This window comes from Paenibacillus sp. FSL R7-0026, assembly GCF_038004485.1.
In the GTDB taxonomy this organism is placed as follows: Bacteria; Bacillota; Bacilli; order Paenibacillales; family Paenibacillaceae; genus Paenibacillus; species Paenibacillus xylanexedens_A.
This window is the reverse complement of record NZ_JBBORG010000001.1, coordinates 397853-414880: the sequence shown is the minus strand read 5'-3', so window position 1 is coordinate 414880 and position 17028 is coordinate 397853. Positions and strand designations below refer to the sequence as shown.

At 48.3% G+C, this 17028-nt stretch carries 15 protein-coding genes; 7 read left to right on the top strand and 8 right to left on the bottom strand.

The window, feature by feature from the left end:
* Positions 1-170: 170 nt before the first annotated feature.
* From MKY44_RS02010 to MKY44_RS01985, 6 genes are all read left to right on the top strand, one after another.
* Positions 171-602 (top strand): GAF domain-containing protein, encoded by a 432-nt coding sequence (locus MKY44_RS02010; RefSeq protein ID WP_341005854.1) that lies wholly within the window; start codon positions 171-173, stop codon positions 600-602.
* 109 nt (positions 603-711) lie between these two features.
* Positions 712-1362: a response regulator gene (locus MKY44_RS02005; protein ID WP_017691068.1), complete on the top strand. Its 651-nt coding sequence runs from the start codon at positions 712-714 to the stop codon at positions 1360-1362.
* Positions 1355-2470 (top strand): PAS domain-containing sensor histidine kinase, encoded by a 1116-nt coding sequence (locus MKY44_RS02000; RefSeq protein WP_341005853.1) that lies wholly within the window; start codon positions 1355-1357, stop codon positions 2468-2470. The genes MKY44_RS02005 and MKY44_RS02000 overlap by 8 nt, the downstream gene beginning before the upstream one ends.
* 270 nt (positions 2471-2740) lie before the next feature.
* Positions 2741-3235 (top strand): Lrp/AsnC family transcriptional regulator, encoded by a 495-nt coding sequence (locus MKY44_RS01995; protein WP_036616550.1) that lies wholly within the window; start codon positions 2741-2743, stop codon positions 3233-3235.
* Between the two features lie 12 nt (positions 3236-3247).
* On the top strand, positions 3248-3835 hold the full coding sequence (locus MKY44_RS01990) for a chromate transporter (protein ID WP_315939344.1): 588 nt from the start codon (positions 3248-3250) through the stop codon (positions 3833-3835).
* Between the two features lie 2 nt (positions 3836-3837).
* Positions 3838-4383, top strand: a complete 546-nt coding sequence (locus MKY44_RS01985; RefSeq protein ID WP_017691072.1) for a chromate transporter — start codon at positions 3838-3840, stop codon at positions 4381-4383.
* A 409-nt stretch (positions 4384-4792) separates the two neighbouring features.
* On the opposite strand, the gene MKY44_RS01980 is transcribed toward MKY44_RS01985, so the two are convergent.
* Positions 4793-7168, bottom strand: coding sequence for an Ig-like domain-containing protein (locus MKY44_RS01980; RefSeq protein WP_341005852.1), 2376 nt, complete (start codon positions 7166-7168; stop codon positions 4793-4795).
* Between the two features lie 208 nt (positions 7169-7376).
* On the opposite strand from MKY44_RS01980, the gene MKY44_RS01975 reads away from it, so the two are divergent.
* Positions 7377-7982 (top strand): class I SAM-dependent methyltransferase, encoded by a 606-nt coding sequence (locus MKY44_RS01975; RefSeq protein ID WP_339196560.1) that lies wholly within the window; start codon positions 7377-7379, stop codon positions 7980-7982.
* A gap of 378 nt (positions 7983-8360) precedes the next feature.
* On the opposite strand, the gene MKY44_RS01970 is transcribed toward MKY44_RS01975, so the two are convergent.
* The 7 genes from MKY44_RS01970 to MKY44_RS01940 form a co-directional block, all read right to left on the bottom strand.
* Positions 8361-9497, bottom strand: coding sequence for a glycoside hydrolase family 88 protein (locus MKY44_RS01970; RefSeq protein WP_341005851.1), 1137 nt, complete (start codon positions 9495-9497; stop codon positions 8361-8363).
* A 190-nt stretch (positions 9498-9687) separates the two neighbouring features.
* Positions 9688-11652 (bottom strand): glycosyl hydrolase, encoded by a 1965-nt coding sequence (locus MKY44_RS01965; RefSeq protein ID WP_341005850.1) that lies wholly within the window; start codon positions 11650-11652, stop codon positions 9688-9690.
* The gene (locus MKY44_RS01960) at positions 11649-13643 is read right to left on the bottom strand and encodes a heparinase II/III domain-containing protein (RefSeq protein ID WP_341005849.1); all 1995 of its coding nucleotides are present in this window, start codon (positions 13641-13643) and stop codon (positions 11649-11651) included. The genes MKY44_RS01965 and MKY44_RS01960 overlap by 4 nt, the downstream gene beginning before the upstream one ends.
* A 180-nt stretch (positions 13644-13823) precedes the next feature.
* Positions 13824-14480: an SGNH/GDSL hydrolase family protein gene (locus MKY44_RS01955; RefSeq protein ID WP_341005848.1), complete on the bottom strand. Its 657-nt coding sequence runs from the start codon at positions 14478-14480 to the stop codon at positions 13824-13826.
* A 303-nt stretch (positions 14481-14783) separates the two neighbouring features.
* On the bottom strand, positions 14784-15581 hold the full coding sequence (locus MKY44_RS01950) for an NAD-dependent epimerase/dehydratase family protein (protein WP_341009761.1): 798 nt from the start codon (positions 15579-15581) through the stop codon (positions 14784-14786).
* 110 nt (positions 15582-15691) lie between these two features.
* The gene (locus MKY44_RS01945) at positions 15692-16021 is read right to left on the bottom strand and encodes an AzlD domain-containing protein (RefSeq protein WP_341005847.1); all 330 of its coding nucleotides are present in this window, start codon (positions 16019-16021) and stop codon (positions 15692-15694) included.
* Positions 16012-16716: an AzlC family ABC transporter permease gene (locus MKY44_RS01940; protein ID WP_341009760.1), complete on the bottom strand. Its 705-nt coding sequence runs from the start codon at positions 16714-16716 to the stop codon at positions 16012-16014. The genes MKY44_RS01945 and MKY44_RS01940 overlap by 10 nt, the downstream gene beginning before the upstream one ends.
* Between the last annotated feature and the right edge of the window lie 312 nt (positions 16717-17028).

The window sequence follows — 17028 nt, the reverse complement described above, 5'->3', positions numbered from 1 at the left end:
CAGTAGATTATGGAACGGAAATAGGGGTTTTCCCTGAATTACAACGTAAGAGAAAGGGTCTACAATAGAACTAACATTGTAATACCCTTACTTTAAGATGATCCTGAAAGGTTAATGATAATAATTCCACGTTACGTACGTTATAATTTCGAAAAAGGAAGTGTCCTCTCATGCATGATGAACTGCCATCTGGCATTCAGGAGATGATCGACGGCCTGCGCCTGAACACATCCAGCGACTTCTGTGGACTTGCCTGTCTGAATGGGACGATGCTACGCTGGAAGTACACCTCTGGGGCTAGTAATGAACGGGTGAAACGCATGGAGATGCGCCCCGGACAAGATCTGGTGGGCACAGCCCTTCGGACTGGACGCACAGCTCGATCTGATGCCCAATCCACCGGGGAGCATACACCCGGTCGTTGCCCGTTAATGCTTGCTGAGCGGTTGGTAAGTGCCATAGCGGTACCTGTGTTCCAGGAAGGAAGCGTGCCTGGCGCCGTGCTGCTCGTTGGCAGCAGACTGCCCTGCACCTTCTCCCCGGATATGATCCGGCAGACGGAACACGTCGCTCTACATCTTCAGCCGAAGGTGTTTGGATAAAGGTTTGAACTAGAGCGTAAGAGAAGCTATTCGGAGATTAAAGCTCTGAATGGCTTCTTTTTTTGTTATGATATAGATAGAACTAAGGAAGCGGACAGGGGGATATCATGTGATTCAACTATTAGTTGTAGACGACCATGTTGTCGTGCGTTCCGGGCTGATCGCCTTACTTGAAGGAAAGAATGATATACATATCGTTGGAGATGCCGCAGATGGCGATGAAGCCATTGCCAAGGCTCAAGAGTTGAAACCAGATGTGGTCTTGATGGATTTCAGCATGCCGCCAGGCAAAGACGGTCTGACCGCTACCGCTGAATTGAAGAAATTAATGCCAGATGTCTCCATTTTGATACTAACCATGCATGACGATGAAGAATATCTGTTCCGCGCCATCCACGCGGGAGCATCCGGATATATACTCAAAAGTGCGCCGCATGAAGAATTGCTTGCTGCGATTCGTTCCGTAGCAGAGGGTAGCGCCTATCTGTACCCCAGTGCGACCAAGCGGCTGATGAGTGAATACCTGGACAAAGCCAAACAGGAAAACGCCGGACCGTATGACACGTTATCCGAGCGGGAGAAAGAGATTTTGTCCTGGATTGCCAAGGGTTATGCCAACAAGGAAATCGCCGAACATCTGATCATCAGTGTCAAAACGGTCGAATCCCACAAAAGCAATCTGATGGAGAAACTTGGCCTGCGTACACGACCGGAACTGGTGAAGTTCGCTATGAAAAAGGGGTTGCTGAACTTTGAGTAGTGCACGCAAGAACAGATTAAGTGGTCTCGCAGACCAGCCCGTACGCCTCCTGCTGAACGAAATCGATGATCACATTACGGATAATGAATTTCGCAGCAGGTTGAAGGGTTCCCTGCATCAACTGAGTGATCTGAAATTTGCCTTGGATGAATCCTCCATTGTAGCCCTGACAGACCGCAAGGGGAAAATCCAGTATGTGAATGATAAATTCTGTGAAATCTCGCAGTATGAGCGCGAGGAACTGATCGGTAAGGATCATCGAATCATTAATTCCGGATACCATGGCAAAAGCTTTATGAAAAACCTGTGGGACACGATATCCTCAGGTAAGGTATGGAACGGGGAAATTCTCAATCGTGCCAGAGATGGCAGTCATTATTGGGTCAACACCACCATCGTGCCTTTCCTTGATAACGACGGGGAGCCCTATCAATACCTGGCTGTACGCAGCGAGGTCACCAAGCTGAAATCCGTCGAAGCCGAATTGCAAAAGATGATGTCCCAAGTGATGAACATTCAGGAAGAGGAACGACGCCGGATCTCGCGTGAACTGCATGACGGGATTGGACAGAGTCTCTTCTCTCTGGTGATTCAGATGGACCGACTGCTGGCAGACCAGCCTCAACCCGGGGTTGAAGCACTTCGTAAGCAGGTCACGGGTATCATGGAAGATGTACGCGGTATGGCATGGGAGCTGAGACCATCCGTTCTGGATGACCTGGGCGTTGTTCCGGCGATTCGTACGTATATCGAGAATTACACCCGTCACTACGGGATCGAAGTTGATCTGGAATGTAATTTGCGCAAACGACTGGAGATGAACCGGGAGATAGCCATCTACCGAATTATTCAGGAAGCCTTAACCAATGTCGCGAAGTATGCCGATGTTGCCGAGGCACGTGTTACTATAGAAGACGCTGAGAACATGACGATGGTTATTATTGAAGACCAGGGTGCCGGATTCAGCGAAGCAACCGCTGGCAATGGCGTTGGATTGTTCAGTATGGAAGAGCGTGCCCGTGGTGCAGGAGGAACGTTGAGAGTTTCTTCCGAGCCTGGCGAAGGGACTACCGTTACCCTTTTATTGCCCAAGACAGCCCAAGTATAACCGGACATGCTTCGTATCACACTTTGCGCTTCGCTCCAGCTTATCTATTATTTAACGGCTGCTCGCTATTGGACTGTGCGAGTGGTCTTTTTATTTCCGATTGGTCGAAATGACAAAATGAAGGCTCAAAATCGGTTAAATTCAATAATCATGATAAATAGATTGACTCCAGTTACGATTCGTCATTAAACTATGAATGCCACATACACATTGTATGATTAGTAAAATTTCATTGTTCATTTCATATAGCGAGAGAAAAGGATGGTCAACATGTCAGAGAAACGCTCCTCCAAAGGAGGAGAAATTCCACAAATGTACAATCTGGACGAGATGGATCGCAAAATCATCGCCGCGCTTCACCACAACAGCCGGATATCCTATACGGATCTGGGTACACAGATCGGGTTGTCACGTGTGGCTGTTCAGGCACGCATTAATGCTTTATCCGAAAAAGGAATCATCGAACGCTTCACCGTTGTGATCAACCCTGGCAAGGTTGGGCTTCAGGTCTCGGCCTTTTTCAATGTCGATGTTGAACCGCCCTTCCTGGATGAAGTTGCTGAGAAACTAGACGAAGAGCCAGCCGTCACCAGCCTTTATCATATGACAGGTCCGAGTACCCTGCACATGCACGGTATTTTTGCGGATATGGAAGAGATGGAGCAATTCTTGCTGGAGAAGCTCTATAAGATGCCGGGTATCGTCAAAGTGGAATCACAGCTATTGTTAAAACGTTATAAAAGCCGGATGGGCATGAGACTCTAGGAGGACATCAGTATGGGTTGGAAAGATTACAACGGTCTCGTCATCGGAATGGTACGGACCGGAATTCTGGGATATGGCGGTGGCCCTTCGGTTATTCCGTTGATCCGTTACGAAGCCGTTACGCGTTACAAATGGGTCAGTGATGAGGAATTCGGCGAGATTTTGGCAATCGCCAATGCCCTTCCGGGTCCCATCGCGACCAAGATGGCCGCATATCTCGGTTATAAAACCAAAGGGGTGCTGGGCGCCATTGTGTCCGTACTCGCTCATATTTTGCCGACAAGTATTGCCATTATTGCTCTGCTCGGTTCCATGTACGCGCTACGCGAGTCGAAAGTGGTAGCAGGCATGGTAGCCGCCGTGCGGCCGGTCATTTTTGTCATGCTGGGCATGATGGCTTATGAATTTGCCATGAAAGCCTGGAAGGGACTCGGTAAAGTTTTTGCCGCCCTATTCGGCGTAATTGCCTTTGTACTATTGCAGCTGCTGGATATCCATCCGGGGATTGTGATCGCTGTTTTCCTTGGATATGGTGTCTTCCATCTGGATCTGGTTCAGCGCTTCAAGTCCAAAAGCGAGTCTGATAAGGGGGTGTCCTAAGGATGCTCCAGACATGGTGGGAATTATTTTGGGGATTTTTCGTAGCAAACATCTTGGGATATGGGGGCGGCCCGGCATCCATTCCGCTAATGCAGGAAGAGATTGTGAACCATTACCAATGGATGACCACAGAGCAATTCGGTGATGTACTGGCGATTGGTAACGCCCTTCCCGGGCCGATTGCAACCAAAATTGCTGCATTTGTCGGGTACCACGTAGCAGGCTGGTTTGGGGCATTTATCGCAAGTTTTGCCACAATCGTGCCTTCCGCAACTGCACTAATTATATTACTTCGTCTGTTGAACAAACATCGCACGTCACCAAAAGTCAAAGGCATGACCCTACTCGTGCAGCCTGTTATCGCTGTACTCATGATTCTGCTTACATGGGAATTTGGACAGCTATCCACTGATTCCATCGGCATCTGGCAGACATTGATCATTGCCGGCATCTCGCTCTGGGTTATGACCAAGACCAAGCTGCATCCGGCCATTCTAATCGTGATCGCTTTTGCCTATGGTGCACTGGTACTATCTCACACGATGTAGTAGTAGAACATACAGGGAACGTCACAGAACCACTTGGTTATACCTCTGTAATAGGGTGGTGTATGCAAGGGTTCCGGACGTTGGCGAATGGCTAGATTATTTTCATTTTCTAAGGAACTCAGGACGTCTTATTTGGTCTTTAGGTCCTCTTTATAAATTGTAAGGAATATCAGACACGTTATTTACCACAATCACCTGACAAAAGTGCTATAAAAGACTGTAATTTCCGATATAACGTGTCTCAGATTCCTTAGATTTCTGTAAACGCTCCAGACCCCTGAATAAGACGTTTCAGATTCGTTAGCGCTTGAAGACATGCCTAGTTTATAAACAAAAAACGGTGATACCAGCTATTAGCTGGCATCACCGTTTTTATTTGCGCGTTTCACACTCACATTTGGAAAAGCAATTACTTCGCTTCAACCACTACCGTCACTTTGGTTTTCACACCTGCAAATGTCACCGTAATCGTTGCTTTACCTTTGCCATTTGCCTGAATGATGCCGTCTTTCACCGATGCTGTTGCAATACGGGAAGATTTCCAGAGAGCCGGTTTGGATACATTAGCTTCACTGCCATCGGCATACGTTGCAGTTGCCGCCACAGTTACCTTTTCACCAGGTTTCATGGTCAACGTTACTTTATCCGTCTGCAAGTATTTCAGTGTATCCACATCTACAGCAATGGTGACAGACTTGCTACCGTATTTTGCTGTGATTTTGGCTTTACCTGAACCTGTAGCTTTGACTTTACCTTTGGTCACTTGAGCTACTTTGTAGCTGTTCGTTTTCCATTCAGCTTTGTCCGTAACATCACGCTCGCTACCGTCGCTCAAGAAGGCAGTTACCGTCAGATCAGCTGTATCGCCTGATTTCAGGGAAAGAACCGGCTCGGAAGCTTCAATACGTGTGATGACATCCACTTCAACTTGGATCGTCACTTTTTTGGAGCCGTATTCTGCTGTGATGTTGGCTTTACCACTGCTGTTACCTGTGATCACGCCTTTTTTCACATCTGCTACACGTGCATTGCTGGATTTCCAGGTTGCTTCGGATGTTACATCCAGCGTGTTGCCGTCCTCATCCGTACCTGTTAGAAGGATCGTCTGAGTTTCTTTGGCAGACAGAACAACGAAGTTCACATCTGCTTCCAGTCCACTAGCCATACCTACTTCAACAGGCAGAGTCAGTGTTTTGCCTTCAATCTTCGCGGTAATGGTTACTTTACCTGTAGCAACACCTGTGATAACCCCTTTGCTATCTACCTCAGCGATTTTGTCGCTGCTGCTGCTCCAAGTTGCATCTTCAGATACATCTTTGGATGTTTCACCATACAACGCCAGTACTTTGGCAGAAGTCGTTCCACCAACGGCTACCGATGCTTTCTTCTTGTCCATCTCATACTTGTCTGCTACGTCTACATTCACTGTGAATTTAACCGTTTTACCGCCATAAGCTACAGTGATCGTAGCCGTACCGGATTTGTATGCAATCAGATCGCCGTTTGATACATATACGACATCTGGATTGCTTGAAGTCCATGTTGCTTTGGAAGTTACATTTTCTGTACTGGCATCAATATATTCGGCATTGGCTACCAATGTCTTAGACTTGTTATCACCGGTAACACTCATGGCGAGCTTGTCATTTACATCTTTGATATCCAGATATCTTGCCGTATCTACATCTACAGCAATTTCTACAGTTTTTCCACTATAGGTTGCTTTGATCGTTGTTGAACCTGCGCTAATGGCTGTGATCTGTCCCTTAAATACCGTTGCAACCTTCTCGTTGCTAGATGTCCATGTTGCCTGATCCGTTACATTCACATCGCTGCTGTTTGGATAAGAAGCCGTTACAACGACATTAGCCGTTTTGGTTGTCTCACTCAAACGGAAGAAAATACTTTGTTTCTCCACACTCAGTTTGCTGGTCAGATCCACATCCACGTCAACGGATACTGATTTCGTACCGTATTTGGCTGTGATCTTGGCAGAACCTGCCGAGTATCCTGTAATTTCGCCTTTAAGAACGTCCGCGACTTTCTCATTGCTGGATGTCCACTCCGCCAGATCGGTTACATCTTTGGTTGTGCCATCTGGATACGTAGCCGTCACTTTCACACTTTCACTTTTGTTCAACAGCAAGTTAACTTGCTGTTTATCTACATCTACACGTTTAACCACTTCAACGTTAACATCCACGGTCACGCTCTGGCTGCCAACTTTCGCAGTAATAACTGCCGTACCCGCGCTTTGTCCAGTTACTTTACCATTCACAACGGTAGCAACCTTCTCATCACTGGTAGACCATTCTGCAGTACTTGCTGCTGCATTATTTGTTTCATTGTCACTATACGTTGCTGTCAAAATAATTTCTTTTGTATCTCCCGTGCGCAAATCCAGACTTTGCACGTTTTTCGAAAGGGCTTTGACCTTCTTCGTTACTTTCACTTGAACAGTCTGACTCTGACCCTGGTAAGCTGCGGTAATCGTCGCTTTACCTTCCTTTTTGGCCGTGATTGCACCATTATATACAGTTGCTATCGAAGTATCTTCGCTACTCCAGGTTGTACTAATCGTTACATTAGCCGAGGTATTGTCTGAATATACCCCTGTCACCGTAACAGACCCAGAATCACCAACTTCGAGCGACATCTCATTCTTGGAAACCACAATTTTGGACAGTTCTTTATCTGCCGCAGCGGCCAAGCCTACGTTGGAAATACTCAGCATCAACACCAGCATCATCACCATGTACTTGGTCAATCTTGGCTTTAACATCATTTCCCCCCGATTATCATCATTTTTTTCCTTATGTTTTATGTCGGCAAGTCCTTTCCAGATGTTTAGACTTTCAGGAAATTTTCAGGGAATTCTATGGAAATTAATTTATCTTCAATTCCTGTTTCAACCGATCATACCTGCGAATATTGCGCATACCTATGTATATTGACTGTCTTGAACTTCTTTTAACAGGATTGGAGGAAACATAATGGTTCAGCCTTTTGATTACATCGGGTATTGGGAGGAAACATATCGTTCGGGTGAAACTTCCGGGAGGGGGTCATACGGGGTTTTGGCTGAATTCAAGGCCGAGGTTGTGAACGGACTGATTCAACGTGAAGGGATTCATCGTGTCATTGAGTTTGGATGTGGGGATGGCAACCAGTTGCAATACATGAATTATGAGGATTACCTGGGCGTAGATGTAGCGGCTTCTTCAGTAAAGCGTTGTGCTTCCCAATTTGCCAAGGATTCGTCCAAGAGTTTCATGCTGTATACACCAGGCCTATGGATTAACCGAGGTTTCCTGCAAGCCGATCTGACGGTCTGTCTGGATGTGTTATATCACATCACGGATGAAACAGATTTTCGCAATACCCTCTATGATATTCTGCACTCCTCAACAGCATGGGTGGTGCTTTACACCCGTTTGAAAGAAAACGGCAACCCGGGGATTGATACAATCCAGGACCGTAATCTGTTCGAATATCTCTTCGACTACCCTGATTTCAAAGTTCATGAGATTATTCCGCAGCGCTATCCAGATCAATCTTCTGCCGACTTTGTCATCCTGAGACGTACACCTTCGAAGTGAAAAGCGATTTTTTCAGTAGAGCATAACTAAGTCTGCACCCCAACTGGATCCGTAAGAATGAGATATTCATAGGCCAGATACTTCTTTTGTCTTCCTTCGATTATGTACACCATCCGCCTGTCCGCTCACCTTGATTTGTCTATTCAAAGCTCAAGCTTAGGTATACTCCGTCTCCAGTAGAGGGAATATCGTTCCTAATACTGGAGACAGCCTTATGCGGACAGGTGATGATGGTTTGCTACTGATGCTACTGACAACTAAATACTGAATATATAACTGGTTTAATCTAATGAAATAACTCGAAAGCTCATAACACTACGACCTTACTAATCCGTTCTCACCTTCGGTTCTTCCAGCCCGTAGTTCTCAATTCTTCTTTTAAAATAACCCCGCATGTCCACGCAGCTTCGCCAGCGCTTCCATATAGAAATAATCGCCGTATATAATCGGCACATTCAGCCCTCGCCCTTCCGGGTAATGCACCGTTCCCTGCATAATCAGACCTTCTTCCGCTGCCGAATCGCCGGAGCTATAGTGCTCATGCAAGCCGCGGACGATACGTTCTCCAGCGGCAGCATAGGTTTCCCCGCGCGGCGACAGCTTCGCCAGCTCTAGCAACCCGCTCGCGGCAATCGCCGCAGCAGACGAGTCCCACGCCACCTGATGCTCCGCAGGTGCGCGGAAATCCCACACCGGCACGATCTCTTCGCCAAGCATGGCGAGGAAGAAATCGGCCGCACGCTCCGCTGTCTCCAGATATCGGGCTTCGCCCGTATACCGGAAAGACAGCGCAAACCCGTGCAACGCCCAGGCGGTACCCCGCGCCCAGGCGGAACCTGGAGCATGGCCCTGTCCGCCATGCTCTCGCAGCTTCTGCCCCGTGTGTGGATCAAACTCCACCACGTGGCAGATGGACCCGTCCGCGCGGATGAATTCGCGCGCCACGGTGTCCGCATGTGCTTCCGCCAGCCAACGGAAGCGAGGATCGCCGCTCTGCTCGGATGCCCAGTAGAGCAGCGGCAGGTTCATCATGCTGTCAATGATGGCTACGCCGCGCGTATCCATTGCTGACGAGCTGAAGTTCCATGCGCGGATGAACTCACCGCGCACGTGGAACCGGGCAGCGAGCAGGTTGGCGGCAAGCATGCCACGCCGCCGTCCATCCATGCTGCCCGTCTGGCGGTAGTTGGCTACGCCACTAAGCAGCCAGATGAACCCCAGATCGTGATCCACCGATTCGGGATCACGCAGACAACCCTCCAGTTGCCGCTCACAGCTTTCGGCAATACGATGTAACGGAGCGAGCGCTTCACTTTCCGGCGCATCCCCATAGACCAGCCATAACAATCCAGGCCAGAAACCTGCTGTCCACCATTCCGGATCATTTCGATCATACGTCCCCTGCGGAGCAATGTGCGGAAAAGTATCCTTGATCCGCTTTGCATTCCGAATCGTTTTGGCAGCCCCCTGTTGCCACGCTTCCTCGAGCCACTTTACCGACGTTGATGTGTTCATGAACATATCCCTCCTCGATTGAATACCAGACATCTATGCTTGATGCTCCAGCTCATCCTCAACTTATCTATATCGTCGTATGTCATAACTGCAATAGCTATCCGATAAATATCACTAATCATCCACGAATAACACTTTTAACTATCATTCGAGATGTTTAGAGATGTTTCGAAATCTAATGATCCTCGACCTAAACGCCTTCATGTGTAATCTCGCCCAATCGGATCGTAAATGACAGACTTCGTGCTCCGTTCACTTCAATCCGCGCTTCCTTCAGCAACCCATTACGTGAAGCCACAGCCTGTTCCTCCAGATGAATAATGGCTTCCTGATCCAGCGCTGTGGATTCTACATAAGCCCCCCGATACTCCGTTCGTACGCTATGATCCGTATGAGTAATTACCGCCTGTTCACGGCCATCATGGAACATCAACGGAATGAGTGCACCTGCCGCCACGATCTCACCTTCGAATTCATACGTTATAGTCAGCACATCCGCTTGTTGCACATAATGAGTACGCAATGTTTCAATTCCGGGTAATGGACCGACCCATGTCACGGCAAAAGAATTCTCCAAGGCATTCACACCATCTTCTGACGCTTTTTCCGCCAGATGCTGCTCCACTTGATTCCGGGTATCATGGTCTACCTTCTCATACACTATTGACCCTCCTCCCTGAGCAGGGTCCAATCCAACGTCACGATCATATGCACCACCGGATGGAATCCCCTCTGCAAGACTGTGCCATACCCCATCTGGTGTCTTCCAGGCAGGACAGTAGCTGAGCGGACGGACCTCCCCTTCAGCAAATTCCGTGAATCCTGCCTGCACATGGCTGGCAGCGGACGGACCAATTAGACCAGGTAACCCTATCTGCTGAATCCGTACCAAACCAGGAATCGTATACGGATCATTCATCGCCGTGTGTAATACCAGTTGCTGACCAGGTATGGAAGCAATCACAGTTTCAAACCACCCATCGGTCTGCAAAACCCTGCTACCTAACTCGGAAGGAAGGTACACTTCGCCCACATCGTCTCCCGGATCACTGAGACAAGCGTGGGCCAGCGCTGCTGCCGTCCACAGGTTGTAACAGGTATGGTTGGTATAGATTTCATACCCGTGCCGATCTTCTGGAGCGTATTCATTGCGCACAATTTTCAGACGCCCATCATCCATCTTCCAGCGCTCAACAGCAGCAAAACACCGATTGGCCGCACGTGCAAAAGCACCCGCCATCACCGGATCTCCCGCCTCCAGAGCCTGCGTTGCATGTGTGGAGCATACATAAGCTGCGGCTGCTTCATTCCACTGGTGCTGGGAGCTGCGACCACGCGGCGGAATCTCACCTAGCGGCGAGAGCGTAAGTAGCGAGCTGAAGGCACCATGGCGCAGCTGCTCACGCAACCTGTCGGCAGTGGCACCTTCGTAACCAGCTTCAAGCATCACCCCAAGGTGATAACGGGTAGCAATATCATAGGAAAATGGACAATTCGGGCGGTCCAGCGGTCCATCCTGATACAATCCAAGTGCTGTAAATCGGGGCACATGATAGGCTTCCAGATAACGATCCATCCACGCTGTATCCTCACTCGCCAGCTGTTCACGCCACCGCAGATACTCGCCAGAGATCATAATGGCGTTCCAGTTAATCATGCGATTTGGATTATTCATCTTGCTCATCGTAAATACATAATCTTGTTCTGGATCAATCGTCTTGAGTGCCTCAGCCCAGATCTGTGCTTGTTCAGGCAGATGTGACTTCAACAACATATAAGCTCTCATCATGAGCACCGGAAAAAAATCAGGGTGATTGTCAGGTGCACTACCTTTGACCACGGCATCAATGCTCTGTGACAGGGCTGCCGCTGCGGAGTCAAGCAGATCTGTACGCCCCTCGTCAACCAGAACCGCCGCAGCCATCGCATAGGCTGGTGTAGAATAATATCTCTCCACACCCGAGAACGGGTCGATAATTGCACCCTGGCTGTCCTGATATGGTGTGTAAGCGCGAACAACACTTTCAACAAGTGCCAACTTGCGCTCCCTATTCCAGCCGTCTGCCGGAGGGGGGCCCGCTTGTTCTGCCAATGTACGGTAATGTTCGAGTTCGTCTTTCCATGGATACGTGGACGCAGATGTATATTTACTCACGCATGCTCACCTCGGTTTCTCCCATTTTTCGGTTCAATGCTGAAGTGTACCTCACATACCGTTTCAATCAGATCAGAACTTTCTATCCGAACATCAGTCTCATTAATCAAACCTGTCCATAATAGTGACGTTCGATAGAATTTGACTGGTACATTATCATGATCAACTGTGTCTATTGCCTCCGTAAGGACTTGCCACTGGTTCGCATCATACGTCATATGGACCGTTCCATGTACGCCTTGCCAGCGAATATTACCGCACTTCACCACTTCAGGCTGTACTCTACTCATCCATCGTTCAACAACACTTGAAAACTCTGCATGTGAATCTGAATTATCCACCGAAGATGATCGTTTAGCCGAAGACACCATCCTGCTCTTCCATTGAAAACGGTCAATGAGACGCAATTCCGTTCCATTCCTGCTACCCCCAGAAGCCTTCTTCCAATGAAATTGGCGCGTATAACGAGCCAGTGAAACAGCTCCAGAATATGCGGATGTCAGATCCAATGTTGTATTCAGCTCACCGCCATCCTCTGCCAGCTTTGCCTCTAACACATGGGCTTGCGCTTGCCGGCCCGAGCTTTGCTCCTGGCCTTCAATGAGCGGAACGTTATGCCCGGATGATGAGATGTGTAACAACTGCTCTCTGCCTGGCGCAAAATACGCTTGGGTATATAACCCTGCTCCTGGATCACACAGAATATTCTCACCACCGCAATGGATAATGAACTGTCCCAGATCATTATGGTTGTGAGGTTCATCGTTATGCCCACCTTTAATGGAAATAGCCACATGAAGGGGTGCGCCGTTTGTCCGTTTTGTATCCAGAGAATCGAGCGATCCTTTTGCAATCATCCAGCCCAGATTTTGAAAAACGAACCCACGTACAGCCTGCCCAGAGGCACCTTCATCACCGTATACTGCCGGATCACTCCACATCACGTTCCGCAATAGATGAGCCCAGCGATGACATGGATCATCAGTAAGCAGTGGAATATGAAACGGAAGATCTATCTGCAACCCAACCCGGGACGCGAGCAGGGAGAGTAATCCGGAAGGGATCTCTTCCTGCTCGGCACTGTCCGAATAATTCACATATGTGCCGCCCGACAGATGAACTCGCAGCGGAAAAGCCGCGATGTCTGCGATTTTGGGACCCGCCAGCAGATCTAGTTCGCCCTCACTGTACTCACGAAGCATCTCGGCATAATAGGTGAAATAACCAAAGCCATATACCCAATATCCAATGCCTTCGGCACAGCCGCCATCCTCGCCATATCCGCTCAAGAATGCGTTCATACAGCTGACCGTATGGGAGATAGATTCCCGTAGTGTGAACTCATCCTTGAGAAGCAACAACGCGGCCATGCCACAGCACCCACCACAGACCGCCGACCAGTTGTGATCCGCTGTCTGCCAGTGGAACTTCCGTTGCTCCCGGTAAAGCGGGATGAAGATTCGCCGTTCTGCTTCAGACCTGATCCGCTCTATGACAAGGCGATCCAGCCGCTCGGCATGAATGGTCACAATCTCGGCCAGCATATGTACTGTCTCTGCGGCGAACAGATCGATGTTCCCTTTCACCTGGTTGACCTCTCCCGTACCCAGATGCGCAGGCAAACACCACGTATACTCACCACACACGTCCCACAACATTTCTTCCAGCGCTTGCAGTGCATCCGGCCTAGCCGTGTCCAAGGCGAGCATCGCCACAGCAGCAAGTCTGCCCCTTCGATCGAAATAAGCCTCTTCATAGGCTTTTCGCTCACCCCTATAGCTGAACTGTCGATATAGACGGAACGACAAGGAAGGCATGGGTTCTTTCAAGGCACGTTCACCGTAAGCCTTCAAGTCTGTGTATAAAGTAGCCAATTCAGGCCGGGATAACTTCTCCAAGAGTCTGTCGGCACTTAAGGAACTCAATGCTCTGCTCTCAGTACCACGTTGGTTTATATTTTCATTTTCGACTTCGTGAATGGAATCTTCCACTGGATTCACCACTCTTCGTTAATGGATTGTCATACAAACATTATAATGTAATCGATTTCATTTTACCGGATATAATAGCACTTTTGAAGAATTATCCATTAGAACCCTTTCCACGACGTTACGTCCTTCTCCTTCCCAACACAAAAAAACGAAGAACCTTCGTCAGGTCCTCCGTTTTGGTTACACAATCGCAAGTGGAGATTTTTGCACAACAGACAACCATTGACGTGCAATCAGCTCATGACCTGCTGCGGTTGGATGTACGCCATCCCATAACCAGTACGCTGCATCCGCCTGCTTCAGAGCGTCATTAAACGTCTGCTGTAATGGCACCCACACAGCGCCAAATTCTTCAGCAAGACCTTGGGCCAGTTTCTGATATTGACCGATATACTCTTCCCAGGCTTCCCATTTCTCCGCGGTCGCTCCGGTTCTCAGAATAAACGGCTCCATCAAAACCAGCCCCGTATCCGGCATCACTTCCCGAGTTTCTTCGAGCAAATGGCGATACGCCCGTCCGAAACGATCCGTTACCCCGCTAGGTTCACCATTCATCGTGCGCCAGGCATCATTAACCCCAATCAGGATGCTGATCAGGTCCGGTTTTAGACTAATGGTATCCTCATTCCAGCGTGCGTACAGATCGGATGCCCGATCCCCGCTGATGCCTCTGTTATAGAAGGTCTTATGCTTGCCCGCCAGTTCCATACCCAGTTTGCTGGAGATTAGATACGCATATCCGTGTCCTAGAAAATGATTTGGATCATCATTGCGTGATCTTCCCCCATCTGTAATCGAGTCTCCCTGAAACAATATAACGGATGGACTTGTACTCATGATTGAAATCGTTCCTTCCTCTTGTGCAAAATGGAAACACTGAACACCTCAGTCTCCATTTTATCCCTTTCGGTCACAATAGAAAATAGCGTTTTCATCACTATATAAGTTGAACTACATATATTTACACGGGCACTACGATGACAGAACAACCTTCCAATCGCTGTTATCCCAGATTTTTTTGATTCCCTTTTATAAAGGTGAAAATCCGAGGATAAAGGCGAACGCTTCGCTTTTTCAGGTTTTTTCTGTCCTCTCCGTTATCGTGTAATTGATTCATTCATCTTATATAGATACCCAATCTTATAAATCTTTTGGTTCTTTCTCCACATGTCCTCCGCCCTGATAGGCTGTCTCGTCCTGTTTATCGGGTATGCCCCTAAGCTTTGCCTCTTCCCACAACTCGGCCGCATCATCCTGTGGGCGGTATCCAATCTTCTGCGCCAGATAGCCAATATCATAGTAATTGTCTGTATTCGCTGAAGTCCCGTACAGATTCAGATACTTTATATCCGGATCCGCTTCAATACAACACTCAACGAGCTGGACCATATCCCTTGGTGAGATCCAGATATGAGCCGAGCGCTCCGAGTGTGGATATGTATCACCTGAGAAGTTTCCAATCCGAATGTTGAATGAGGACAGGTCATATTTGTCGACGTAATAACGTCCCAGCAGTTCAATATAACATTTACTAAGTCCATAGAAGCTGTCCGGCCGGTACGGGTCATCCACTTCAATATCTTCACCTGTAGGATAGAAGCCTGTCGCATGGTTGGAACTTGCAAAGATCACCCGCTGAACACCGTTCAACCGTGCTGCTTCATACACATGGTAGGCTCCGGTTACGTTGATTGGCAGAACTTTGCCCAGAAAATCTTCCTCATCCTTAGCCCATGCAATGTGCAGAACGGTGTGAACCCTTTTCATCAGTTCTTTCAGGCATTCCCCATCCGTCACATCCATGGCTACAATGCCAGCTTCCTTGTCCTCAAGCAGATCAGCTGCAACGATGTCATACGTACCCTTGGCTCTCAACCCTTCCAGCAGGCTGCGACCGATGACTCCGGCAGCTCCCGTAATTAACAGCTTGCGCTTCAGTTCACTCATGAATCCAGCTCCCTTCGCTCAGATAGGCTATCTGTCCTCTATAGAACAGTATTAACCGATCCTGCGAAGGAATTACCGGATACAACAATAGAACCTAGCAACTATCCAATCCAATATCGCAGTATCATCATAGCCACAATACCGACCAATACGGTTCCCAGCAGACTGCGTGTCCAGATGGCGACTGCAATCGTAGGCAGGGAGGCCCACAGAGCTGCATTGTGCGTAATCGGCACTAACTGGTTGCCCGACATGAACAGTTCCTGACCAATCAGCGCTGCCATGACCGCTACGGGTACATATTCCAGCCAGCGTAACAACCACATTGGAATCTGTATCTTGCTGAACAGCATCAGTGGCAGTACACGCGGGATAAATGTTAACAGCGCCGATCCCATAATAATCCAGAATAAATCCCATCTTACTTCCATCGTTCCATGAACACTCCCATCGTTGCCGCAATGACCGCAGCCACAATGACACTCATGCTGCCAAGTGAAGCCATGCTGGCGAAGATTACACAGACCACGGCGATAATAGCCACATTAATGTGTATTTTTTTGTTTTTGCGATGCACCAACTGGAGTACGACCAGTCCAATAAACATCGCTGGCAGGGCATAATCCAGACCCAGTCGTTCCGGATTGGTGATCCAGCGTCCAAAGTATGCTCCCGCCATATTAGCAACGAACCAGTTCAGGTATGCGGTAATATTCAGACCGTGCATCCAGCGTTCACTAAGCCTTTCCTTGCCAATCGCACGTGTCATCGCGACGCCGAAAGATTCATCGGTAAGCAATGAACCAATCCACATATTTTTAAGCGGGGTCAGATGCCGAAAATACGGTGATACAGCTGCGCTGAGCAGCAAATGGCGAAGATTCACAAAAAATATGGTGAACATGATGGCTACTGCTGACCCATTCGATGCGAGCATACCTGCTGCAATGAACTGAGCCGATCCTGCATATAAAATCAGGCTGAGCAGAGCTGTTTCCGCCAGACTCAGACCTGCGGTCATTTCAATGACACCCGCCGCAAAGCCAATACTCAAATAACCAAGCAGGGTTGGGATACAATCTTTGACCCCCTGAATGAATGTAGCTTGATCCTGGACCTCTTCCATGTTCTCCTGTCCAGATATCTGTAGTGTACTTTGGTCCAACTGCCGTACAACCCCTCTCCAATTTCAGTCCCCATAAACCGATATATATGGATGTAGATCCATCCAGGTCCACTCTTCATGAAAACAACTTCTTTGTGTATTCAACATGACCAGTTACATGCCTTATGGATTTCACATTTTGCATAATTCATTTCACATTAATTCAGAAATATACCACAAGATGTGCACTAAGGGAGAGACAGATTAATTCTTATAGAACAGATGTAATCCTAAATACCTACAAAAGCGAAAAATATTTTCGCGAAACTCATA